This is a genomic window from Loktanella sp. M215, assembly GCF_021735925.1.
Taxonomy (GTDB): Bacteria; Pseudomonadota; Alphaproteobacteria; order Rhodobacterales; family Rhodobacteraceae; genus Loktanella.
Window position 1 is genome coordinate 3,611,844 of the sequence record NZ_WMEA01000001.1, and the last position, 21,422, is coordinate 3,633,265.

Annotated in this window: 17 protein-coding genes and 3 pseudogenes; 14 read left to right on the forward strand and 6 right to left on the reverse strand. The window is 63.7% G+C overall.

Annotated elements, in window-relative coordinates; all coding sequences use genetic code 11:
- Nucleotides 1-409: 409 nt before the first annotated feature.
- Nucleotides 410-607: a MobA/MobL family protein gene (locus GLR48_RS17755; protein WP_336886646.1), complete on the reverse strand. Its 198-nt coding sequence runs from the start codon at nt 605-607 to the stop codon at nt 410-412.
- Between the two features lie 80 nt (nt 608-687).
- Here GLR48_RS17755 and GLR48_RS17760 point away from each other — a divergent pair.
- A pseudogene (locus tag GLR48_RS17760) lies at nt 688-840 on the forward strand (transposase); the annotation flags it as partial.
- A gap of 11 nt (nt 841-851) precedes the next feature.
- Here the strand turns inward: GLR48_RS17760 and GLR48_RS17765 are convergent.
- Nucleotides 852-2,097 (reverse strand): annotated as a pseudogene (locus GLR48_RS17765) (IS3 family transposase).
- A gap of 269 nt (nt 2,098-2,366) precedes the next feature.
- On the opposite strand from GLR48_RS17765, the gene GLR48_RS17770 reads away from it, so the two are divergent.
- From GLR48_RS17770 to GLR48_RS17795, 6 genes are all read left to right on the forward strand, one after another.
- Nucleotides 2,367-3,242: a branched-chain amino acid ABC transporter permease gene (locus tag GLR48_RS17770; RefSeq protein WP_237063389.1), complete on the forward strand. Its 876-nt coding sequence runs from the start codon at nt 2,367-2,369 to the stop codon at nt 3,240-3,242.
- A 4-nt stretch (nt 3,243-3,246) separates the two neighbouring features.
- Complete coding sequence (locus tag GLR48_RS17775) at nt 3,247-5,757, forward strand: branched-chain amino acid ABC transporter ATP-binding protein/permease (protein ID WP_237063391.1); 2,511 nt, start codon at nt 3,247-3,249, stop codon at nt 5,755-5,757.
- A 10-nt stretch (nt 5,758-5,767) separates the two neighbouring features.
- Complete coding sequence (locus GLR48_RS17780; RefSeq protein ID WP_237063393.1) at nt 5,768-6,700, forward strand: 3-hydroxyacyl-CoA dehydrogenase; 933 nt, start codon at nt 5,768-5,770, stop codon at nt 6,698-6,700.
- A 15-nt stretch (nt 6,701-6,715) separates the two neighbouring features.
- A complete protein-coding gene (locus GLR48_RS17785) occupies nt 6,716-7,645 on the forward strand; it encodes a 3-keto-5-aminohexanoate cleavage protein (protein WP_237063395.1) in 930 nt (309 codons plus the stop codon).
- A gap of 256 nt (nt 7,646-7,901) precedes the next feature.
- Complete coding sequence (locus GLR48_RS17790) at nt 7,902-9,344, forward strand: phospholipase D-like domain-containing protein (RefSeq protein WP_237063397.1); 1,443 nt, start codon at nt 7,902-7,904, stop codon at nt 9,342-9,344.
- Nucleotides 9,341-9,628, forward strand: a complete 288-nt coding sequence (locus tag GLR48_RS17795) for a hypothetical protein (protein WP_442915847.1) — start codon at nt 9,341-9,343, stop codon at nt 9,626-9,628. The genes GLR48_RS17790 and GLR48_RS17795 overlap by 4 nt, the downstream gene beginning before the upstream one ends.
- A 303-nt stretch (nt 9,629-9,931) precedes the next feature.
- Here the strand turns inward: GLR48_RS17795 and guaB are convergent, their stop codons facing one another.
- Nucleotides 9,932-11,380 carry an IMP dehydrogenase gene (guaB, locus tag GLR48_RS17800; RefSeq protein ID WP_237064588.1) on the reverse strand — a complete coding sequence of 483 codons (1,449 nt, stop codon included), beginning with the start codon at nt 11,378-11,380 and terminating at the stop codon, nt 9,932-9,934.
- 177 nt (nt 11,381-11,557) lie between these two features.
- Between guaB and GLR48_RS17805 the strand changes: the two genes are divergently transcribed.
- The 3 genes from GLR48_RS17805 (at nt 11,558) to GLR48_RS17815 (ending at nt 15,095) form a co-directional block, all read left to right on the forward strand.
- Entirely contained in the window at nt 11,558-12,244 is a 687-nt protein-coding gene (locus GLR48_RS17805; protein ID WP_237063401.1) for a hypothetical protein, read from the forward strand.
- A gap of 89 nt (nt 12,245-12,333) precedes the next feature.
- Nucleotides 12,334-14,376 (forward strand): ASKHA domain-containing protein, encoded by a 2,043-nt coding sequence (locus tag GLR48_RS17810; protein ID WP_237063403.1) that lies wholly within the window; start codon nt 12,334-12,336, stop codon nt 14,374-14,376.
- A gap of 266 nt (nt 14,377-14,642) precedes the next feature.
- Nucleotides 14,643-15,095, forward strand: a complete 453-nt coding sequence (locus GLR48_RS17815; RefSeq protein WP_237063405.1) for a hypothetical protein — start codon at nt 14,643-14,645, stop codon at nt 15,093-15,095.
- Between the two features lie 15 nt (nt 15,096-15,110).
- On the opposite strand, the gene GLR48_RS17820 is transcribed toward GLR48_RS17815, so the two are convergent.
- Nucleotides 15,111-16,316 carry an MFS transporter gene (locus GLR48_RS17820; RefSeq protein ID WP_237063408.1) on the reverse strand — a complete coding sequence of 402 codons (1,206 nt, stop codon included), beginning with the start codon at nt 16,314-16,316 and terminating at the stop codon, nt 15,111-15,113.
- 81 nt (nt 16,317-16,397) lie between these two features.
- Here GLR48_RS17820 and GLR48_RS17825 point away from each other — a divergent pair, with 81 nt between their 5' ends.
- Entirely contained in the window at nt 16,398-17,366 is a 969-nt protein-coding gene (locus tag GLR48_RS17825) for a GlxA family transcriptional regulator (protein ID WP_237063410.1), read from the forward strand.
- A gap of 349 nt (nt 17,367-17,715) precedes the next feature.
- Entirely contained in the window at nt 17,716-18,036 is a 321-nt protein-coding gene (locus GLR48_RS17830) for a hypothetical protein (protein ID WP_237063412.1), read from the forward strand.
- A gap of 49 nt (nt 18,037-18,085) precedes the next feature.
- On the opposite strand, the gene GLR48_RS17835 is transcribed toward GLR48_RS17830, so the two are convergent.
- A complete protein-coding gene (locus tag GLR48_RS17835) occupies nt 18,086-18,955 on the reverse strand; it encodes an ABC transporter permease (RefSeq protein ID WP_237063414.1) in 870 nt (289 codons plus the stop codon).
- 62 nt (nt 18,956-19,017) lie between these two features.
- Here GLR48_RS17835 and GLR48_RS17840 point away from each other — a divergent pair, with 62 nt between their 5' ends.
- Both GLR48_RS17840 and GLR48_RS25720 read left to right on the forward strand, forming a co-directional pair.
- Nucleotides 19,018-19,542, forward strand: coding sequence for a hypothetical protein (locus GLR48_RS17840; protein WP_237063416.1), 525 nt, complete (start codon nt 19,018-19,020; stop codon nt 19,540-19,542).
- Nucleotides 19,543-19,914: 372 nt separating this feature from the next.
- Nucleotides 19,915-20,043, forward strand: a complete 129-nt coding sequence (locus GLR48_RS25720) for a hypothetical protein (protein ID WP_272911428.1) — start codon at nt 19,915-19,917, stop codon at nt 20,041-20,043.
- Nucleotides 20,044-20,582: 539 nt separating this feature from the next.
- Here GLR48_RS25720 and GLR48_RS17845 read toward each other — a convergent pair.
- Nucleotides 20,583-21,370: pseudogene (locus GLR48_RS17845) on the reverse strand (FAD binding domain-containing protein).
- Nucleotides 21,371-21,422 lie beyond the last annotated feature (52 nt).

Here is a 21,422-nt window from a genome sequence, read left to right on the forward strand (position 1 = left end):
CCTGAGTTGTCCACAGTCACCCCCGGGCGTGGCAAAAGAATATCCCGGCCCGTCCCACACTTAGGGGTGCCGGCTGACGTAAAGGATGAATGTGGCGCCGTTTGTGGCCTTGGCAGCCGGACGCGGCCGTCCTGCACCGATGAGCGCATAAAACAGGCACTCTGCTGCGGCGGACCTGTGTCCGAAAGGCTCCGCAGGCGGGCCCGGGTGTTGCGTGTCTGACCAAAGAACGACGGCGGGGGCCATGGCGCTGTCGCACGGCCAGACGCCGCCTAGACGTTTTACGACGCACCGCTGCCGCGAGCCTACGGCGGTGGTGCCTTGCCGCATCAGAGGCCGCGAAGGTGATCGAAACAAAACCAGCGCCCAAGACAGGCGCCGGCATCAGGAAGGCAGGGTAAGTCCTTGATTAGCGATCTTTCAGAAAGAGACAGAACCCTCGAACCAGGCTCAGCTGATCGTCGAGCGGCAGCTCGGCGGGCAGCGCAGGCCGCAGTTCCCGAGCGACACGCGAGTTGGTACGTGTCTCGCTCGCTTCCGCCGCATTCCAGAGTTCTTCGGCGGACCCATTCCAGTTTACCACGCCGTCGCGAAGCAGACCGGCCACGAAGCGATAATTGTTGACCTGCTGCCCGGAAGTTCCCTCGATCTGATGTAGTTTCTGCCCAACCTGAAGGAGCAGACGAGATGAGGAAAAGCTGTTTCACCGAAGCGCAGATAATCGGGATGATCAAAGAGCAGGAGGCTGGTTTGCCGACGGCTGATCTGTGCCGGAAGCATGGCTTGGGTCCTGCCACGTTCTACAAGCTGAAGGCCAAGTATGAGCTGCTGCCGGTTTCGTGGACACCGGGTTAGGTTTGCATAGCTCGGTCCTCGAACGCCATAGGGCTGAGATAGCCCAGCTTCGAATGCCGTCGCCTCGGATTGTAAAAGCGCTCGATGTAGTCGAACACGTCGGCGCGTGCCGCGTCACGGGTGCGGTAGACCTTGCGGGCTGTCCGTTCGATCTTCAGCGACGAGAAGAAGCTCTCCATTGCTGAGTTGTCCCACACATTGCCCGCACGGCTCACCCGGCAAATGATGCCGTTGTCCAGCAGCAGGCGCTGAAACTGCTCACTGGTATATTGCGATCCTTGGTCTGAGTGATGGAGCAGCGCGTCAGCCTTTCCGCGCCGCCAGACGGCCATCCGCTGCCCGGCAGTGGTTTGCAGGTCATTCCGGTGGAATGACTGGCAAACCATGAGAGGGATCAGCGCATCCATGACCAGTGAAGCATCCCGTTCCGCCTTCATGGACCAGCCGACGGTGAGCCATTGATGCGCCATTGGTTCAAGCACAATGGCGAACCCTGGAGAACAGGTCCAGCACGACCGCCACGTAGAGCCAGCCCTCTGCGGTCCAGATGTAGGTGAAGTCGGCAAGCCACTTCTGGTTCGGCCGGTCTGCTGTGAAGTCGCGGTCAAGGATGTTGTCGGCGATGACCGACCGCTCGCCGTCATCCTTCGGGTTCCCGCGGCGTTTGGGCCGCGCTCTCATTGCATTTAGCCGCATCAAGCGTTCGATCCGGTGCAGTCCACATGCGAGACCTTCTTCCAGAACGTCACGCCAGACCCGGCGGGCGCCATAGGTGCGATCGCTGGCCTTGAAGCTCTTGTCGATCGACTGGACGAGCTTTGCATCCTGAGCCGCGCGTTCGCTTATCGGCCTTCTGAGCCAGGCATGAAAGCCGGATCGGGAGACGCCCAGCACCGCGCACATCCAGCTGACCGGCCAAATGTGCCGATGCTTTGCCACGTAAGCGAACGTCATGTCGCTTCCCGCGCGAAGTAAGCTGCCGCCTTTTTTTAGGATGTCACGCTCCGCCTTGAGCTTGGCGACCTCTTTCTTCAGGGTCGCAATCTCGGCCAATTCTGCGCGTTGCAAGCCATTGCCGGGAAACGCCGCAACAGGCGCTCCCATCAATTCCCGCATCCAGCGACGCAGCACGCTCTCCGCAAGATCCAGGTCCCGGCACGCCTGAGCGACCGCAACGCCTCGCTCGGTCACCAGCCTTACCGCCTCGATCTTGAACTCGCGGCTAAACTTCCGTCTCGTCATATCCACTCTCCAGTTCAATGGTCACGATCTTATCTTCGTGTCCACAAAACCGGCAGCAGCTCACATCACCGCACTTCCTGCGAGTGAGGTGAAAAACGAATACGACATCTTCACCACCTCTGATCCGTTGCCCGGCGCAGATGAACCGTTAGAGGCGCTGGCACAAAGCGTCACCGGCGGCACTTGCACATTTTAGCCAACAGCTTGGCGGGCGGGCGAAACGCCCCCCGCCGCACATTTACAAAATATCGGGAGGGAGAGGCGCCACCATGCTGGGGTTATTCATCGCGCAGGTTCTCAACGGTCTACTGGACGGGACATATTACTTGCTGATCGCGCTGGGGCTGTCGCTGATCTTTTCGCTGGGAGGCATCATCAACCTTGCGCATGGGGCCTTCTTTGCCATCGGTGCCTATCTTGCGATCCTGATCACACCCTATGTCGGCTATTTTGGCGCGCTGATCATAGTGCCTGTCATGGTGGCCGGGCTGGGCATGGTGACAGAGCGCAATCTGTTCACCCGGTTCTATCGCATCGACCCGCTGTATTCGCTTCTGCTGACCTTTGGCCTTGCAATGGTGATCGAACAGGGATTGCGTTGGATCTTCGGTGCCTCGCCGCAAAACTACAACATGCCCGACATTCTGCGAGGGCAGGTGTTCATGGGCGACTTCATCTATTCACGCTACCGTCTGTTTCTGATTGCCGTCGCCGTCGCCGTGGTGGCCGCACTTTGGGTCCTGCTCAACCGCACGTCCTTCGGCCGGATCGTCCGCGCGGGTGTCCAAAACCCCGAGATCGTCGGCTCGCTTGGCATTTCGCTGCGGCCCTATCTGTCGATCGTCGCCGGAATCGCCATTGGCTTGGCGGGCCTCGCCGGCGTGTTGCTATCACCGATCTACACCGTCCATCCAGCCATGGGGGCCGAGATCATCACCCTGGCCTTCGTTGTGGTCGTGATCGGAGGGCTGGGATCGTTCTGGGGCGTCATCCTTGCCGCAATCCTTGTCGGTCTGACCAAAGGTGTGCTGGTGGCCGTGGGCCTGTCGGCGTGGTCCACCTCCGCCATTTATTTGCTGATGTTCGTTGTCTTGCTGCTGCGCCCGCGCGGCCTGCTGGGCGAACGCATCCTACGGTTCGAGTAATCCTATGATCCGCATACACCCACTCTTGATTGCAGCCGTCGCCCTCGTCGTGTTGCCTTTCGTGATCCTGGCCGCTGGCCTAACCTATACCTCTGCGACCGAGGTCGTGGTCTATGGCCTTGCCTGCATGGGCCTGAATATCCTGGCCGGGCGCACCGGACTGGTCAGCTTTGGACACGGCGCATGGTTCGGACTGGGGGCATACATCGCCGGGCTGACTTCTTTGGCGATGGGCGGCGCTTTCATCATTCCGCTGCTGGTAGCGGTGCTTGTCACCGGCGCACTGTCTGCGGTGTTTGGCGCACTCATCCTGCGCCGCCGCGGGGTTTATTTCTCGCTGATGACGCTTGCGCTTTCGGCACTTGGATTCTCTGTCGCCTTTCGCTGGACCGAGGTTACCGGCGGCGAAAACGGCCTTGGCGGTATCGAACGGCCGGCGTTCTTTGGCTTTAACTTCGAGATGTCAGAACCTTATTACTGGTTGGTTGCCGTCATCGCGTTTGCCATGCTGGTGCTACTATGGCGGTTCAACAATTCGCCGATGGGCACCGTCCTGCTGGCGATCCGAGAGAACGAACAGCGGGCGCGTTTCCTTGGCTACAAGGTCGACCGCTACAAGCTTGCCGCCTTCGTGCTGTCGGCCACGATCACGGCATTGGCGGGGGTGCTGCTGCTTTACAAAAACCGAATGACCTCGGCAGAGCCGATGTCGGTGGTGTTTTCTGGCGAACTGCTGGCCATGGTCGTGATCGGCGGGATGCGCAGCTATCTGGGGCCTGCCGTCGGCGCGCTGTTCTACATTCTGTTCCGCGAATACCTGTCGATCTACACCGACAACTGGCTGCTGTGGTTTGGCCTCGTGTTCATGCTGTTCGTGCTTTACGCGCGCGACGGGCTGATCGGCATCCCCGGACAGATCAAACGCCACTTCAACCGCCCCGCCGAGACCGGTGCGGCGATGTCCGGACGCAAGGCCGGTGTGCACCCGCTGCCTGCCTTCCTGAAACCCACCGATCATTCCGATGGTCCACTGCTTGTGGCACAGGGCATCTCGAAGCACTTTGGCGGTCTTAAAGCGGTGGACGCCGTTGACATATCTGTGCGCGACCGCACCCTGCATGCGCTGATCGGTCCAAACGGCGCGGGCAAGACCACCGCGTTCAACCTGCTGTCGGGCCTTTACAAACCTGACGCCGGTGCCGTGACCCTTGCCGGAATACCGCTATCGGGGCGCACGCCAGAGGAAATCTCGGAAGCCGGGATCGGTCGAAGCTTTCAGATTACCAACCTGTTCCCGTCGCTGACCGTGCTGGAAAATATCCGTCTTGCGGTGCAGGCAGGTGACCCAAAGCGCATGAACCCGATGATCAGAGCCCGCAATTTGACTGAGGTGAACGACCGCACCGCGCAAATCATGGACTACGCCGGTCTGTCCGGGATGGAAGACGTTGCTGCCGGGTCACTGTCTTACGGCGGCCAACGCCTGTTGGACCTTGGCCTTGCCCTTGGCAACAATCCACGGATTTTGCTGGCGGACGAACCGCTGGCCGGTCTGTCCGTGGCCGAGCGCGAACGGGTCGGTCTGCTGATCAAATCGCTGTCGGCGGATATTCCGGTGCTTTTGGTCGAACACGACATCGACCGCGTCTTTGAACTGGCCGACCATATTACGGTGATGAACGAAGGAGAGGTGCTGCTGGACGGCACCGTCGACGCCGCGCGCAACGACCCGCGCGTGCAAGAGGTCTATATCGGGTCAGGCACCTCTGTCGTGGCAAGCCGGGCGCGCAACACGGCCGTGCAGGACAAGGTGCTGCTTTCGTTGGACAAGGTGAACGTCAGCTATGGCAAAAGCCACATCATTCACGATGTCAGCTTTGATCTTCGACAGGGTGAGATTGTGGCCCTACTGGGCCGAAATGGCGCGGGTAAATCGACGCTGCTGAAATCCCTGATCGGTATCGCCCCTGTCAGCAGTGGCGAAATCTGGCTCGACGGCACCGCGCTGCACGGTCTGCCATCTGCCGCGATGGCGCAGGCTGGGATATCTTATGTGCCGCAAGGCCGTGGGCTGTTCGCGGGCATGTCAGTCAAGGACAACCTCGAACTTGGACGTATTAAACGCCAGACCGGCGCGGGGTCACATTGGGACGAAGAGCGCATCTTTACCTACTTCCCACGCCTGAAAGAACGCATCGACACCCCCGCCGATTACCTGTCAGGTGGCGAACAGCAGATGGCCGCCGTGGCGCGGGCGCTGTCCGGTGATACCCGCGTGTTACTGCTGGACGAACCCTTCGAGGGTCTTTCGCCCGCGATTGTCGAGCAGCTTTTTGAGACCTTCGACAACTTGCGGCAGGAGGTATCCATCATCATCGTGGATCACAATCTTGACCTTGCGCTGACCCTCTCTGACCGCACCGTCGCGCTGGAACGGGGCAGCATCATCCACGAAGGACCCTCTGCCGCGCTGGCCGATGACATTGATCTGCGCCGCAAGGTGCTTTGGCTTTGAAAGGACCATCATGACGGAAACCGTTGCCATCATCGGCGCAGGCCTCATTGGCCGCTCATGGAGCGTGCTTTTTGCCCGCGCCGGCCATGCGGTGCAGGTCTGGGATGCTGACCCTGGCGTGCTGGCACGCTTCAAGGACGATATGACCACGCTTTGCGATACTCTGGTGGACGAACGGCTGCTGGAAGACCGCGACGGCACCTTGGCCCGTATCCGCACCTGCCCGACGCTGAAGGCGGCGGTGTCAAACGTCGGCTTCGTGCAGGAAAACGGACCCGAAAAGGTCGAGGTCAAGCAAGCACTGTTCGCCGAACTTGACGCGGCCACGCCGCCGGACGCGATCATCGCCTCGTCGACCTCTGCCATCGTTGCATCGCGCTTTACCGAAGCTCTGGCGCACCGGGGACGTTGTCTGGTCGGCCACCCGGTGAACCCGCCGCACCTTGTGCCGGTGGTCGAACTTTGCCCAGCCCCCTGGACCACGACGACAACCATGGACCGGGCCGAGGCGATCTATGCCGCCATCGGACAGGTGCCCGTCCGCATGGCCCGCGAACGCGACGGCTTCGTGTTGAACCGGCTGCAAGGCGCGTTGCTGGCCGAGGCGCTGCGATTGCTCGACGAAGGTGTCGTCAGCGTCGCAGGACTGGACGCCACCATCAAGGACGGGCTGGGGCTTCGCTGGGCCCTGATGGGCCCGATAGAAACCATCGACCTGAATGCCCCTGGCGGTATCGTCGATTATGCCAGCCGCTACGGTGGCTTTTATGCGCGACTGGCCGAAGAACCCGCCGGACCGCAGGTGTTTTCGGTCGATATCGCAGAAAAAATCGCCGCGACGTGGCCGCAAGACCGCAGCCCCGACGCCATCCGCGCCCGCCAGGACAGTCGCGACAAGCGCCTTGCCGCGCTGCGCCGCCACCTGTCTGCCGACCACATTTAACCCAAGGATACCGTCATGGCCCACCCCCGCAAAGTCATCATCACCTGCGCCGTCACCGGCGCGATCCATACACCCTCAATGTCGGAATACCTGCCGGTCAGCGCGTCAGAAATCGCCGACGCCGCCATCGGGGCGGCACAGGCCGGGGCGGCGGTCGTCCACCTGCACGCCCGCGACCCGGAAGACGGAAGGCCCGACCAATCGCCAGAAGCGTTTGCGCCGTTTCTGGGCGTCATTAAGCAAGCCTCGGACTGCGTGGTCAACATTACCACCGGCGGCGCACCGACCATGACCATCGAAGAACGCGTCCGCCCCGCCGCAGCACACCGACCAGAGGTCGCATCGCTCAACATGGGGTCGATGAACTTTGGCCTGTTCCCGATGCTCAAGCGGTTTCCCGATCTGAAACACCAGTGGGAACGCGATTATATCAGTAACAAGAATATCATCTTCAATAACAGCTTTGGCCAGATCGAACACATCCTGACCACGCTTGGCCCGCTTGGCACCCGGTTCGAATTCGAATGTTACGATACCGCGCATCTTTACAATTTGAAGTATTTCCTCGACGCCGGGTTGGTGAAGGCCCCGCTGTTCATCCAGACGGTCTTTGGCCTGATGGGCGGCATCGGTGCGCACCCCGAAGACGTCATGCACATGAAACGCACGGCGGACAGGCTATTCGGTGACCAATACCGGTGGTCGGTACTGGGCGCGGGCAAGAACCAGCTTCCCATCGCCGCGATGGCCGCCGCGATGGGCGGCAACGTGCGGGTCGGACTGGAAGATTCACTCTGGCTTGGACCCGGCCAACTGGCCAAAAGCAACGCCGCACAGGTCACGAAAGTGCGCCAGATCATCGAAGGACTGGGACTCGAAATTGCCACCCCCGATGAAGCGCGCGAGATACTGGAACTGAAAGGCGCCGATCAGGTTGGTTTCTGATCCCCCACCCGCGATGACATCGCGATGTGCTACTATCGTAAGCATGAGAGCCATCGCGGGGCCGACAGGGGTAGTGACCGACCGATTCCAAAAATCCCGCTAGCGCGGATTTTGCAAATTATCAGACCCGCGCCGGCGTCTTGGGTTTCGGTTCCACCTTTCAATTCCTTCTGCCAAAGAAAATTTGCGTTTAACCAGCCTGGTCAATCGTCCGGACAAACAATAGCGTCGGCCTAATTGTAGTTTTTTAGGCGACATGAACAAAACCTCTCATCCCTGTGAAATTTGCGAGGGACGTCATGCTTCTGCCAATTTCGTAGCGGCACCGCGTCATGTCGCAAGCTGGACCGATCTCGACTTTTCAGAGCAGATGGCCATGCTCGGTGCACTGGGCGCGCATCTGACTGTCGGAACACGCATCGAAGTTGAAGCACCGTTTGGCCATCTGACGCTTTCCATAGGAGAAGCCGAACAACCGGCCACCATCCATACCGGCAACGGACCAGCTTTTTTTCGTCAGTTCGTGAATCATATCGATCATTCACAATCAATCGATCTCGCCGTCGCCTTCGTGATGGAAAGCGGGCTCGTCATGCTGGAGCCCTATCTAAGGGATCTGCTGGCTCGTGGAGGGCGGCTCCGGCTCGTCGTCGGTGACTACCTCGACGTCAGCGAGCCGGCTGCCCTGCGCCGCCTGTCGGATCTGCCAGGGGATGCCGCCTGCCATGTGTTCGAGACGGCAGGCGGAAGTTTTCACCCCAAGGCGTGGCTCTTTCGCGCCGCCAACGATACCGGCACAGCGATCGTTGGCAGTTCGAACCTGACCCGGACCGCCTTGTCTCACGGCATCGAATGGAACCTGAGCGTCGCGCGTGAAAGTGACTGGGAACCCGTCGGACGCGCCTTCGAAGAGCTGTTGCTGATGCCGCAGGTGAAGCCGATCACGCCGGCCTGGATCGACACATACGCCGCACGGCGCCGCCGCCAGCCGCTCCCGCAGATGGCGCAGGCGATCGTCGAGGACGACACGCCGTTGGGCCACCCTGAACCGCACGAGATCCAACGTGAAGCTTTGGCGGCGCTCATGACAGCGCGCGCCAACGGTAACCGCGCGGGTCTCGCCGTTTTGGCCACCGGGTTGACCGAACGATGCCTCGTCTACGTCGCGCTCACCCGTGCGCGGGACCTGCTGATCGTCGAATGGCCTGACTTCTGCAAGGCTGATGCGGACACAGTCTGGAGCCTGCTGGTAGAAGAAGGCGGGCTAATGCTCGGCGATGACGCCATCACCGTCGATAAGTCTGTCCATCCGGCCCAGATCACTATTCACGGAGAAGTCTTCCCCAATATCTTTTCAAGTCCGATCACAGCCTCCGCACCCGAACCCCGGATCTGTCCCGGACGGCGAGAGTATCCTGGACCACGAGGCGAACCGCTCTTTCTACGCCCTTCGGATAGCCATGGGGTGGCCGCGCTCTGGTTGCTCAAAAGCTGCTCCCTCGGAACACCGTTGCCCAAAGACGCATTCCGCGACGCGGGCGAACGCGGCACCGCGCTCCATCTTGCCATGCGGGTGCTGCTCCGACACCCTGAGCGCGCTGACCGCCTTGGTCCTGCGACCGGTCTGGAAGAGAGCACCCTCGCCGCGCTGAAAAACAGACCGCCGCACTCCGCGACCGGCTGGCCGAGTGCGGTCTGACAGCCCTCCATCCCGAACTGCCCTTTGATGCGATTCTCCCAGACGGTCCACGAATCCGCGGCACTACGGACCTTTTGGCATGCAGCGCGGATGGAACGAGAGCGGCATTGATCGACTTCAAATCCCATGGCCCGCAAAGTCCTCTGGAGGCCGCCCGCCCTCACCTCGCCCAACTCAATGATTACGCGCGCGCCGCGAACCTCCTCTGGCCGAACCTGCGGATCGAATTTGCGGGCATCCACTTCCTTGGATCGGGAATGTTGATTTGGGGCGTGCCGAGTTAATAGCGCCGAGCTACGATTTCTTAGGGTGGGGCCGTTGAACAGGGATTTCAAGTTCCTCGTCGCGATCCCAAGTCGCGACCAATATTGCGATCACTCGCTCTTTTCCGACTGCGCGACGCCAAGTTGAGAATACCGGCCGCCGGAACTGATCTCGCTGCATCAGTTCCGGAGAACACTATCCAAATCTGCATCAGTCGAGCAACTGATGCAATTTCCGAGGCTGGTATGTTCGCGTCCCGTTCACCTATCGCTCCAAGGCAAGCAACACCAGAAAAAGGAATGAAAAACCAATAAAATCAATGATTATCCAATCCGATAGTTCGGACTTTCCCGCGTGATCTGGACATCGTGGACATGGCTTTCGCGCAGGCCGGCGCCGGTGATCTTCACGAAGGTGCAGTTCTTGCGCATCTCCGGCACGGTGGCGCAGCCGGTATAGCCCATCGCCGCCCGCAAACCGCCGACGAGTTGGTGCACGACGGCACTGGCGGATCCTTTGTAGGGCACCTGCCCCTCAATCCCTTCCGGCACCAGTTTGTCGCTGGCCGCGTCCTTCTGGAAATAGCGGTCGGCCGACCCGCGCGCCATGGCGCCGAGGCTGCCCATGCCGCGGTAGGATTTGAACGACCGGCCCTGATACAGGATGACCTCGCCGGGCGATTCGTCGGTGCCGGCGATCATGCTGCCGACCATGGCGCAGGATGCCCCCGCCGCAATCGCCTTGGCGAAATCGCCCGAGAACTTGATGCCGCCGTCGGCGATCACCGGCACGTCGCCCGCGGCCTGCGCGCAGTCCATGACGGCCGTCAGCTGCGGCACGCCGACACCGGCGACCATCCGCGTCGTGCAGATGGAACCGGGGCCGATGCCGACCTTGACCGCATCGGCACCCGATCCGATCAAAGCCTTCGTCGCCTCTCCGGTCGCCACGTTGCCCGCGACGACCTGCACTTCGTTCGACAGGGCCTTGACCCGTTCGACCGCGCGCGCGACGCCTTCGGAATGGCCGTGGGCCGTGTCGATCACGATCATGTCGACGCCCGCCTCGATCAGGGCCTGAGACCGCTCGAACCCGGCGTCGCCGACCCCTGTCGCGGCACCAACCCGCAGGCGGCCCAGATGGTCCTTGCAGGCCATCGGGTTCAGCACCGCCTGCTCGCTGTCCTTGAGCGTCAGCAGGCCGGTCAGCTTGCCCTTGCCGTCGGTGATCAGCAGCTTTTCGATCCGGCGGGCCTGCATCAGGCTGCGCGCCTCGTCCAGATCGGCGGGCTCGTGCAGCATGGCGAGGTTGTCGGAGGTCATCATCACGCTGACCGGCGTGTTCTCGTCCGTGGCAAAGCGCATGTCGCGGTTGGTGACGATGCCGACGACCAGACCCTTTTCGTTGACGACGGGAAAGCCGGTGACGCGGTAGCGTTCCATCAGGGCGCGGGCATCGGCCAGCGTCTGGTCCGGCGTCAGGGTGACCGGGTTATAGACCGTGCCGGAGATGAAGCGCTTGACGTGCCGGATCTCCTTGGCCTGTGCCGCGATGTCGAGGTTCTTGTGCACAATCCCCATGCCGCCCGCCTGTGCCATGGCGATGGCCATGCGGCCTTCGGTCACCGTGTCCATCGCGCTGGACAGCAGCGGGATGTTCATGGCGATGGATTTCGTCACATGGGTGCGGGTGTCTGCGGTCGAGGGCAGGACGGCGCTTGCTGCGGGAACGAGCAGGACGTCGTCAAAGGTCAATGCCTCGCGAATCTCCATCACGGTCTTCTCCTGATGTGGTCACTTGGCACTGCGCTATTGCATGGAACGGCGGTGGGCAAAAGGCCGAAACGCCGCACCTGCGCATGGCACCGGTGCGCGTATCATTGCCGACCTGTTCGGTCGGGCCGCCGCCGCGGCGCTTGCGTCATGGCATGGAACACCGCAGAAGACGGTATGAAACCCACCGACGCCATCACGCCGCCGCCGTGGCACCGGTCGCTGCCGCGCCTGATCCTGCGGCTGGCCGTCATCGGCGGCATGGTCTGGGGCGGCCTTGCCCTGTTCGACTGGCTGCAGGGCCATATCGCGGATCTGGAGGAAGCGGCACGGTCTCGCATGATGACGACCATCGTGATCGTCGCCATCGCAGCTTATGCGGCGATCATCGCCATCCCCTTCGTCCCCGCGATCGAGATCGCGATTGCCCTGATGGTGATGGAGGGGCCGATCATGGCTCCCTTCGTCTGGATCGCGACCGTGCTGGGGCTGCTCTTGGCTTATGTCATCGGGCGGCGGGTGTCGCTGGACTGGCTGCACGGCATGTTCCGCGACCTGCACATGATCCGCGCCTGCGACATGGTGTATCGCATCAAGACAGAGCCGCCGGAAAACCGCCTCGCCAGTCTGTCGGACCGTCTGCCGCGCTGGCTGGCGCCGCTGGCCACGCGCTATCGCTATGCGATGCTGGCCGTCCTGCTGAATGTGCCCGGAAACGTGGCCCTTGGCGGCGGTGGCGGCATCCTGATGCTGGCGGGCATCAGCCGCCTGTTCGCCCCCGGCTGGACGCTGCTGACGGTCTGCGTGGCGACAGCCCCCGTCCCGCTGGCGGTCTGGTTCATGGGTGCCGACATCCTCAAGTGACGCGGGCGGCGCGCGTCCTGCCGCAACCGCCCTTTCCCCGCGCGCCAAAATCGCTAGGTTGCGGCTGAATTGATCGAAAGCCCCTGCCCATGACCGACCCCCTCGTGATCTTCACCCCCTCCGGCAAGCGCGGCCACTTTGCCGTTGGCACGCCGATCCTGACCGCCGCACGGCAGTTGGGGGTCGATCTGGATTCGGTCTGCGGCGGGCGCGGCATCTGTTCCAAGTGTCAGGTGTCGCCGTCGTTTGGCGAATTCCCGAAACACGGCGTTACGGTCCGCGAAGACGCGCTCAGCCCGTGGAACGCTGTCGAGCAGCGCTATGACGACATCCGCGGCCTGCCCAAGGGACGGCGTCTGGGCTGTCAGGCGACCGTGCAGGGCGACATCGTCGTCGACGTGCCGCCCGAAAGCCAGGTCCACCGGCAGGTCGTGCGCAAGGCCGCCAGCGCCCGCGACATCATCATGGACCCGGCGACGAAGCTGCATTTCGTCACGGTGACAGAGCCGGACATGCACGAACCCTCCGGCGATCTGGAACGGTTGGCGCTGGCGCTGAAAGAGCAATGGCAGATCGACAACCTGCACGCCCCCCTGCCCGTGTTGCGCAAGCTGCAGAAGGCGCTGCGGAAAGGAAACTGGGAGGTCACGGTCGCCCTGCACCGCGGGTCGCTGGATGACCAGTATCAGCTGCTGGACATCTGGCCGGGCTTCCACGAGGGGCGGATCTATGGCCTTGCCATCGACCTCGGCTCGACCACCATCGCGGCGCACCTGTGCGATCTGCGCAACGGCACGGTGCTGGCCTCTGCCGGTGTGATGAACCCGCAGATCCGCTTTGGCGAGGATCTGATGTCCCGCGTCAGCTACGCCATGATGAACCCCGGCGGCGAGGTCGAGATGACCGCCGCCGTGCGCGAGGCGATCAACGCGCTGACGGTCGAGATCGCGACCGAGGCCAAGATCGAGGCCGACCAGATCCTCGAGGCCGTCTTCGTCTGCAACCCGGTGATGCACCACCTGTTGCTGGGGATCGACCCGGTCGAATTGGGTCAGGCGCCCTTTGCGCTGGCGACTTCCGACGCGATGGCGCTGGCCGCGCGCGACATGGACCTGACGGCGATGAACGCGGCCGCACAGGTCTTTATCCTGCCCTGCATCGCGGGCCATGTGGGGGCCGATGCCGCTGCCGTGGCCCTGTCAGAGGAACCGGGGAAATCCGAAGACCTCGTGCTGATCGTCGATGTCGGCACCAATGCGGAAATCCTGCTGGGTGACAAGACGCGGGTTCTGGCGTGTTCGTCGCCCACTGGCCCCGCGTTCGAGGGCGCACAAATCAGCTCCGGCCAGCGCGCTGCCCCCGGTGCGATCGAGCGGGTCGAGATCGACCCGGTGACCAAAGAGCCGCGCTTCAAGATCATCGGCAGCGACCTGTGGTCCACCGATGACGATTTCGGGACGCCACAGATCACCGGCATCTGCGGGTCCGGCATCATCGAAGCGGTGGCCGAGATGCGGATGGCCGGGATCGTTGACCCGAAGGGCCTGATCGGGTCCGCTGACCAGACCGGCACGCCCCGCTGCGTCGAGACGGGCCGCACCCATGCCTATGTCCTGTACGACGGCACCGCGACGGGCGGGCCGCTGATTTCGGTCACGCAGGGCGACATCCGTGCGATCCAACTTGCGAAATCCGCGCTTTATGCCGGTGCACGGCTGCTGATGGACGAGATGGGGGTGGACCACGTGGACCGGATCACGCTGGCCGGGGCCTTTGGCGCGCATATCAGCCCGAAACACGCGATGGTGCTGGGGATGATCCCCGATGCGCCGCTCGACAAGGTGACCTCTGCCGGAAACGCCGCCGGCACCGGCGCGCGGATCGCACTGTGCTCGGTCGCGGCCCGGCGCGCCATCGCCGTCACGGTCCGCCAGATCACCAAGGTCGAAACCGCCATTGCCCCGAAGTTCCAGGAGCATTTCGTCAACGCCAACGCGATCCCCCACGCGACCGATCCCTTCCCGCATCTGTCCAGCGTCGTGACGCTGCCGCAGGTCAGCTTCAACCTTGGCGGTGGCGGGAGTGTGGATGCGGACGGGCGCCGGCGCAGGCGGGCCCGGACGGCGGAGTGAACAACGGGCGCTGCGCGCGAATCGCGGCGCCCCTGATTAACGCATCCTGCCAGCCGGGCGCCGTTGCAGCCTTCAATCCTGCAACACCGTCGTCGGAAAATCAGTGCAATCCTTCACGCTTTCCGTGTGGATCCTGCGGATCACGCGTGTTTTCCATGCCTTGCCTGTGTGTCGGATTTCTTGAAAAACTGTCCTAAATCCATGCTTTAGCCGCTACTTAAGGGGCACGGCCACTTCTGATCTCACCTTTGATCAGGAGATACGCCATGCCTTTCGCCAAGACCGCCCTGCGCCACCTCGTCCTTGCCGCCAGCCTTGCCACCGCCGTCGTCGCCGCACCGGCCACCGCCCAGCAGACCCTTGTCATCGGCAACGATCGCGGTGGTCTGGTCGGCCAGCGCGCCCAGCTGATCGAGCGGCTGAAGCGCGCAGGCCAGCGGGTCGAGATCCGCGGCAGCGTCTGCTATTCCTCCTGCACGATGTATCTGGGTGCGGGCAACGTCTGCGTCGATCCGCGCACCTCTTTCGGGTTTCACGGTCCCAGCCGCAGCGGACGCCCCCTGCCCGCCGACCAGTTCGACAAGTGGTCCCGCATCATGGCGCAGTATTACAGCCCGCAACTGCAGCAGTGGTTCATGACGCAGGCCCGCTACAGCATCACGACCGTGACGCAGATCTCGGGGCGAGATCTGATCGCGATGGGCTACCGGACCTGCTGATGCCGCAGCGCGGTCTCATGCTTGACCACCCGCCACGGATGCGGACATGGCGCGGGACAGCACGATCCAGACCAAGGCCACCGCAAGGACCGGCAGCGCCGCGATCGCCAGCGCCGTCCAGCCCCAGGTGGTGACGACCGCACCGGACGCTGCCACGCAGACCGTCGCGGCAAGCGCGATCAAGGTGTCGTTGACGCCCTGCACGACGGGCCGTTCCTCCGCGGACACGGCACTGGCCAACAGGGTCGTCGCACCGATGTAGCCAAAGTTCCATCCGATCCCCAGAAGGATCAGGGCGACGTGGAAATGATGCGGGCTGGCGCCACTGGCGGCGGTCAGGGCCGCTGCGATCAGCAGGACCAGTCCCGCAGCCATGACGGGGCGTGTGCCGCACCGCGTGATGACGAAGCCGGTCGCGAAACTGGGTGCGAACATGGCAACCACGTGCCAGCGCACGACATCCCCTGCCAGCGCCGCCGTATGACCAAGGCCGGTCATCGCCAGCGGTGTCGGTGCCATCAAAAGCACCATGACACCTTGGGACACGGCCCCCACGATGACCGCCGTCAGGACCGGTCCGCGCCCGAGGATCGCAAGAATCTGCACGATGCCGGCGCCCGGACGGTCGCCGCGCGGCGCGGGCGGCGGCATGCGGACGAAGGCCAGCGGCACCAGACCCAGCAGCGTGACGACCGCGACGGCCGCATAGGCACCGGCCAGCGGCACGGGTGCAAAGGCATCCTTGGCGGCGATGAAGATCTGCGGCCCCACGACAGCGGCCACGAGGCCAGACGTCAGCACGAGGGAAATGGCCATCGGCTGCCAGCGGTCTGGCACCGCCTCTGCCGCGGCAAAGCGGAAATAAAGGTAGCTGGCCAGTGCCGCACCCAGCAGCGCATGGGCCGCACACAACAGAATGAAGCTGCCGGCAAACAGCGCGACCGTGCCCGCAAGACCACCGGCGATGGCCAGTCCCCCGCCCAGCATGAAACCGGTGCGCCGCCCGCGCCGTCCCATCAGCACGGACAGCGGTCCGGTCGCGATCAGCCCCGCCAGCGCCTGCACCGACGGCGGCACCGTGGCCAGTGCGGGCGACGGGGCCAGCATCAGTCCCGCCAGACCGCCCAGCAGGATCAGCATCGGCATGGCGGCGCTCAGAATCGTGTTCGCCGCCAGCAGGGCCGCAAAGGTGCCGCCGCTGCGGTCTGGTGTTGTGGTCATGGGATCTGCCTTCGGTTGAGATTGACAGATCAGGGTCTAGCAGCCAGACTTGATGTCCCGAATGTCAATCAGGCGTCAGATATGGACACCGTCCTGCGACCGCGCACCATCGACGTCCTGCTGTACGACGGCGTCAATGCCATCGATGTCAGCGGACCGTCGCAGGCCTTCGATCACGCGCGTTGGGGCGACCGGCGCGCTTATGTTCTGCGCTATGTGACGGTGGACGGTGCCCCGGTCCGGGCGTCTTGCGGACTAACCCTGATGCCTGACGGTTGCCTGTCGGCGGATGACAGCAGCGACCTGTTGATCCCGGGCGGTGCGGGCGTGGACGCGATGATGCTGGACCCGACCCTGCGCCGCGTCGTGCAGGCCCGCGCGGCGCAGGGCGGTGACAGTCGGCTGATGTCGGTCTGCTCTGGCGCGCTGATCCTCGCGGCGGCCGGCGTGCTTGACGGGCATATCGCCACGACCCACTGGTCACGCGCGCGCGATGCTGCCCGGTTTGCGGCCGTCAGCTGGGATCTGGATCGCATCTATGTCGCGTCAGACCGCCTCTTTACCTCGGCCGGGGTGACGACCGGCATCGACCTGGCCCTTGCGATCATTCGCGGCGACTGCGGCAGCACGGCCGCCCTGACGGTCGCGCGAGAGTTGGTCGTGCAGTTACGGCGCACGGGCGGGCAAAGCCAGTATGCCATGCATCTGGCAGGTCAGTTCACCGCCGAGGGCGGTCTTGGCCGCCTGATCGAGGTCGTGACAGCCGATCCCCGCAGGCCCTGGACCATCGACGATCTGGCGCGCGAGGCGGGGATGAACCCGCGCACCCTGTCGCGCGCGTTCCGGCGGCACCTGTCGTTACCCCCCGCCCAGTTCGTGGAGCGGGTGCGCGTCGATCATGCGCGCGGCCTGCTGGAGGACGCGGTGCCGCTGAAGCTGGTGGCGCGGCACAGCGGGTTCGGTGATGTCCAGCGCATGCGCCGCGCATTTCAGCGCCGGTACGGCCTGACCCTGTCCCAATACGCCGCGGCCTTTGCCCACGCGATTTGATGTCCTTGCGACAGGACGCGTCTGCCCATCCGACCAGCGCGCAGCGGACACAACAGACTTGACGGGTATCCCCGAAGGCCACAGCCTTGCCCTTACGGCGCGCGTTATGTTCAAGCGCCGCTTTCGCCATGCCGCATGATCCAAGACTGAATTTCTGCAAGAGGCCAACGATGCCCCTCATCCCACATGACATCGCACCCAGCCTGGTTCACGGCCCGGGCTGTTTTGCCGCAAGCGACATTGCCATCGGCGATGAAATCACCTGCGGCGATTCCATCGTCAAAGTCTGGTCGTTTCCGGCCAGGGCCACGGACGCTTCGGATCACCCAGCCGACTTGCGGCAGGCGCGATGAAAACGGCGCTGATCTTGTCCACTATCATTCTGGTGACGCTGATCGGCGACTACCTGATCAAGGTGGCGTCACAAAAGCCGTCCGGCCTGACCACCCCTTCCTTTGTCCTTGGCGCCATTCTCTACGCTTTGCCTGCGGTCGGTTGGTTCCACCTGATGAGAAGCCACTCCCTTTCGGCAATCGGCGTGTTCTATTCCACCGCGACGATCCTGATGATGGCAGGCCTCGGGGTCTTCGTGTTCAAAGAGGCGTTCGGTCTGCGAGAGGCACTGGGCATCAGTCTGGCACTTGCCGCGGTCGTAGTCGTCAGTCATTGAACTGCGACACGACCCCGGGACGGGACGGTCACGGGCGGCCCAAACCCATTCAGGCGACGGTGCGGTCCCCGGCCACGGCGCGGCGCCAGCGGGTCGCGCGGTCTTCGATCCGCTGCATGATGCCGTATTCGATCCCCAGCATCACGATGATGAACGACAGCGCATAGGCCATCACGAAGGGCACCTCGAACAGCTGAAAGTACAGGTGGATCTGGAACCCGATCCCGTCGGGCCGCCCGAGGAATTCGACCACCAGCACCAGCTTCCAGATGATCGCAAGGCCGTTGCGCGCCGCCGCCGACAGATAGGGCGCCAGTTGCGGGATCACGACGTGCCGCAGCCGGTCCAGCCGCGACAGGCCAAAGACCTGCGCCATCTCCTTCAACGGGCGGTCCAGTGCGCGTGCGCCCTCGCGCACGGTCACGATCACCGTCGCGGTCTTGTTGAAGCTGACGGCGACGATGGCCGCCGTCTCGTTCAGCCCGATCCAGAGGTAGCACATCACGATCACCACAAGCGCGGGCACGTTCAGCGCCACGACGACCCAGGGGTCCAGCCAGCGGTTCAGCCGCGGCATGGTCCCCAGCATCACCCCCAGCACCACGCCCAAGGCCATCGAGATTCCGAAAGCCAGCGCCACCCGGACCAGCGTGGCCACCAGATGATGCAGCAGCGTGCCATCCGCCGCCTCGGCCCACATGATCGCGGCCACGCGGCCGGGTGCGGGAAAGGTGCGCGGCGTGTCGATCCCCCAGGCGGCCACGCCCCACAGCGCGATCAGCGCCAGAAGCGACGCGACCGTGATCGCCGTCGATGTCAGCCTTGGATGCAATGCCGTCCCCTCCGCCGCCACCCTGAGGCCTGCCACAGGCACCGTCAACGCCGCGTCCCCGCGACGTCGGTGCTCTGGCCCCGCCATGCCACGGCCTCTGTTGTGTCTGACCGACCGGCTGTCGGCATGCGCCGATCAGCGCCGGCGTCATGCCGGACCTGAACCGTATCGTCATGGACAGGCGACAGATGTCCTGCAATGCACCGATCGTCCTCTCGGACCCGCGTGATGCGGACCTTTCCGTATCGCCGGGAGCCGAAACTCAATACACCGCAATCATCCCGCGCACCGCCTTCCGGCGGGTCTTCGATCCGCGGCCGGACCATGAATATGCAGGTCGCCGCACAGCTATCCTCCTGAGCGCAACCCAAGTCACCCCCGACCGCTTTGATACGCGCCCGGCCAAGGACTTGCCAGAATGCGCTTTTGCCAAGGAGGCCCGCAACAGCCAGACCGACACGACAACCCGCCGTATTCTCCGTGCGCGGCTCACGCGGATGCCCGGTCCGGGCCAGCGCCGTGTCGCGCATTCATCGCATTCGCCCCGTCCGCCGCAGCATGCAGGCAGGTGGGATCAGGGGCAGCCTCTCATCGTGGCATTACGCGGCGTGGTCCGCCCGGCAGGCTGCTGCGGGTCGTGCGTCTCTGTCGCCCAATCGCGCTTGGCCCGGTGATCTGGATCGTGACCATCGCCGGTTCTACCCGCTATAGGTTTCGCCTGTCTTGCGACTGACGCTGCCACCGCGGCGGCCAGCAAAAGGTCGCATACCATCTAGACCGGCTAATGCACCTGCCGCAAAAGGAGGTTTCGCACCCATAGAGCCCTTGCCTGAAATGGATGAGGTCCGTGATGCTACGGCGCCTTTTTACGACCGTAGGGATCGCCGTGCCAATTGCACCACGTCTCTCGCAAACAGGACGGGATCACGAACATCAGGACAAGCCGGGACGACACATGCTTTCAATACCCTGCCAGCTTGTCGCTCCGTGATGACCCCGGGCCATGCCTGCCGCCAAATCGCGCCTCCCGCGACTGAAGACGCGCGATGCTGGTCCGCAAGAACGGACTTTTCCGCCGCGATCAGCCGCCACAGCTGAACAAGAACCACGCCCTGCCCGTCCCCGCGCCGAAGACGCTGATCCTGTGGATATGGGCCGTGCGACGCTGCGCGTGACCCCGCGCCGCTGCGATCCGGCCGTGCAACCGCTGTGAACCGCATGGACATCCTGCGATGGCATGACTCCCGCGCTCATGGCGATTATGACCGTCTCAATCAGGGCCGGGAAGGAAACGTCCTCGTCCTTGGCCAGACCCTGACCTGCAATGGCGTCTGCCGGGGCTTGGCAGCCTACGTCATCACCGCCGCACGGGCCTCACCCCGCTTTCAATCAGTTCCATACCAACATCGATGACGACCGCGCCTTGCGCGGCCCAGAGCATGCGTGAATCGACCACCCATCTTTGGCAAAAGACGTTGACAGGGACGCGCCATTGCCACTTCTGGCCTCGGCATTCTCACAGTCGACGACCGGCAGCACACCCCCACCGCACGGCCGACAGCATTTCGCCTGTTACGGATCACGCTACAGTCCGCGCGCCCCGCCCTGCACCACACAACCCAACCCGACCGCCTGTCACGGCAACCTGCTGTCAGTATGCCACGGCCCCCACCGCAGTCCTGCGACGGGGGCTTTCGTCAGTGCGGCAGGACCCTCACGTGGCGGCCATGACCGCGCGTTTGGTCATGACGTTGCAGAGGTGTGCGCGGTAGGGTTTGTCGCCGTGCAGGTCGGCGATCATGGGATCGGGGTCCATCGCGATGCCGTCCAGGGCTGCGGGGTCGAAGCGGGCGCTCAGCGCCTCTTCGGCCTGCGTCCAGCGGAACACGCCGCCTTCGGACGCGCCGGTGATCGCCACCCGCACGCCGTCGCCAAACCGCGCCACGAAGACCGCCACCAGCGGGAACCGCGACGCGGGCTGGATGAACTTTTCGTAGGCCGCAGCCACGGGCACCGGGAACTTCACCTCCGTCACGATCTCGCCCTCCTCCAGCGCTGTCGCGAACAGGCCCCGAAATAATCGTCCGCCGCGATCTCGCGCGTGTTGGTCACGATCACCGCACCGGACCCCAGCGCCGCCGCCGGATAGCAGGCCGAGGGGTCGTTGTTCGCCGTGCTCCCGCCGATCGTGCCCCGGTTGCGCACCGCCGGATCACCGATCCGCGCCGCGAGTGCGGCCAGCGCCGGATAGCCCGCCGCCGCCTCGCGCGCCACCTGCGCATGGGTCGTGGCCCCGCCGATGCAGATGCGGCCCGCGTCGTCGGTGCAGACCCCCTTCAGCTCCGGAATGCTGTGCAGGCTGACCAGCCGCCCCGGGTCCGCCAGCCGCGCCTTCAGCGTCGGGATCAGCGTCTGCCCGCCCGACAGCGCCTGCCCGCCCGCACCAATCGCCGCCACCGCGTCGGCAAGCGTCGTGGGCCGCTCCAATTCGAATGCATACATGATGTTTTATCCTTGTCCTGTGACCAGACGCGCAGGGTCCCCCCTTCTTCTG

Bases quoted from the DNA above. Each gene is read 5' to 3' on its own strand.
- GLR48_RS17825 (WP_237063410.1), top strand. From the start codon at position 16,398: ATGGACACCGTCCTGCGACCGCGCACCATCGACGTCCTGCTGTACGAC.
- GLR48_RS17770 (WP_237063389.1), top strand. From the start codon at position 2,367: ATGCTGGGGTTATTCATCGCGCAGGTTCTCAACGGTCTACTGGACGGG.
- GLR48_RS17790 (WP_237063397.1), top strand. From the start codon at position 7,902: ATGAACAAAACCTCTCATCCCTGTGAAATTTGCGAGGGACGTCATGCT.
- GLR48_RS17820 (WP_237063408.1), bottom strand. From the start codon at position 16,316: ATGACCACAACACCAGACCGCAGCGGCGGCACCTTTGCGGCCCTGCTG.
- GLR48_RS17835 (WP_237063414.1), bottom strand. From the start codon at position 18,955: ATGGCGGGGCCAGAGCACCGACGTCGCGGGGACGCGGCGTTGACGGTG.
- GLR48_RS17780 (WP_237063393.1), top strand. From the start codon at position 5,768: ATGACGGAAACCGTTGCCATCATCGGCGCAGGCCTCATTGGCCGCTCA.
- GLR48_RS17810 (WP_237063403.1), top strand. From the start codon at position 12,334: ATGACCGACCCCCTCGTGATCTTCACCCCCTCCGGCAAGCGCGGCCAC.
- GLR48_RS17830 (WP_237063412.1), top strand. From the start codon at position 17,716: ATGAAAACGGCGCTGATCTTGTCCACTATCATTCTGGTGACGCTGATC.
- GLR48_RS25720 (WP_272911428.1), top strand. From the start codon at position 19,915: ATGCTGGTCCGCAAGAACGGACTTTTCCGCCGCGATCAGCCGCCACAG.
- GLR48_RS17805 (WP_237063401.1), top strand. From the start codon at position 11,558: ATGAAACCCACCGACGCCATCACGCCGCCGCCGTGGCACCGGTCGCTG.
- GLR48_RS17815 (WP_237063405.1), top strand. From the start codon at position 14,643: ATGCCTTTCGCCAAGACCGCCCTGCGCCACCTCGTCCTTGCCGCCAGC.
- GLR48_RS17785 (WP_237063395.1), top strand. From the start codon at position 6,716: ATGGCCCACCCCCGCAAAGTCATCATCACCTGCGCCGTCACCGGCGCG.
- GLR48_RS17840 (WP_237063416.1), top strand. From the start codon at position 19,018: ATGCCGGACCTGAACCGTATCGTCATGGACAGGCGACAGATGTCCTGC.
- GLR48_RS17775 (WP_237063391.1), top strand. From the start codon at position 3,247: ATGATCCGCATACACCCACTCTTGATTGCAGCCGTCGCCCTCGTCGTG.
- guaB (WP_237064588.1), bottom strand. From the start codon at position 11,380: ATGGAGATTCGCGAGGCATTGACCTTTGACGACGTCCTGCTCGTTCCC.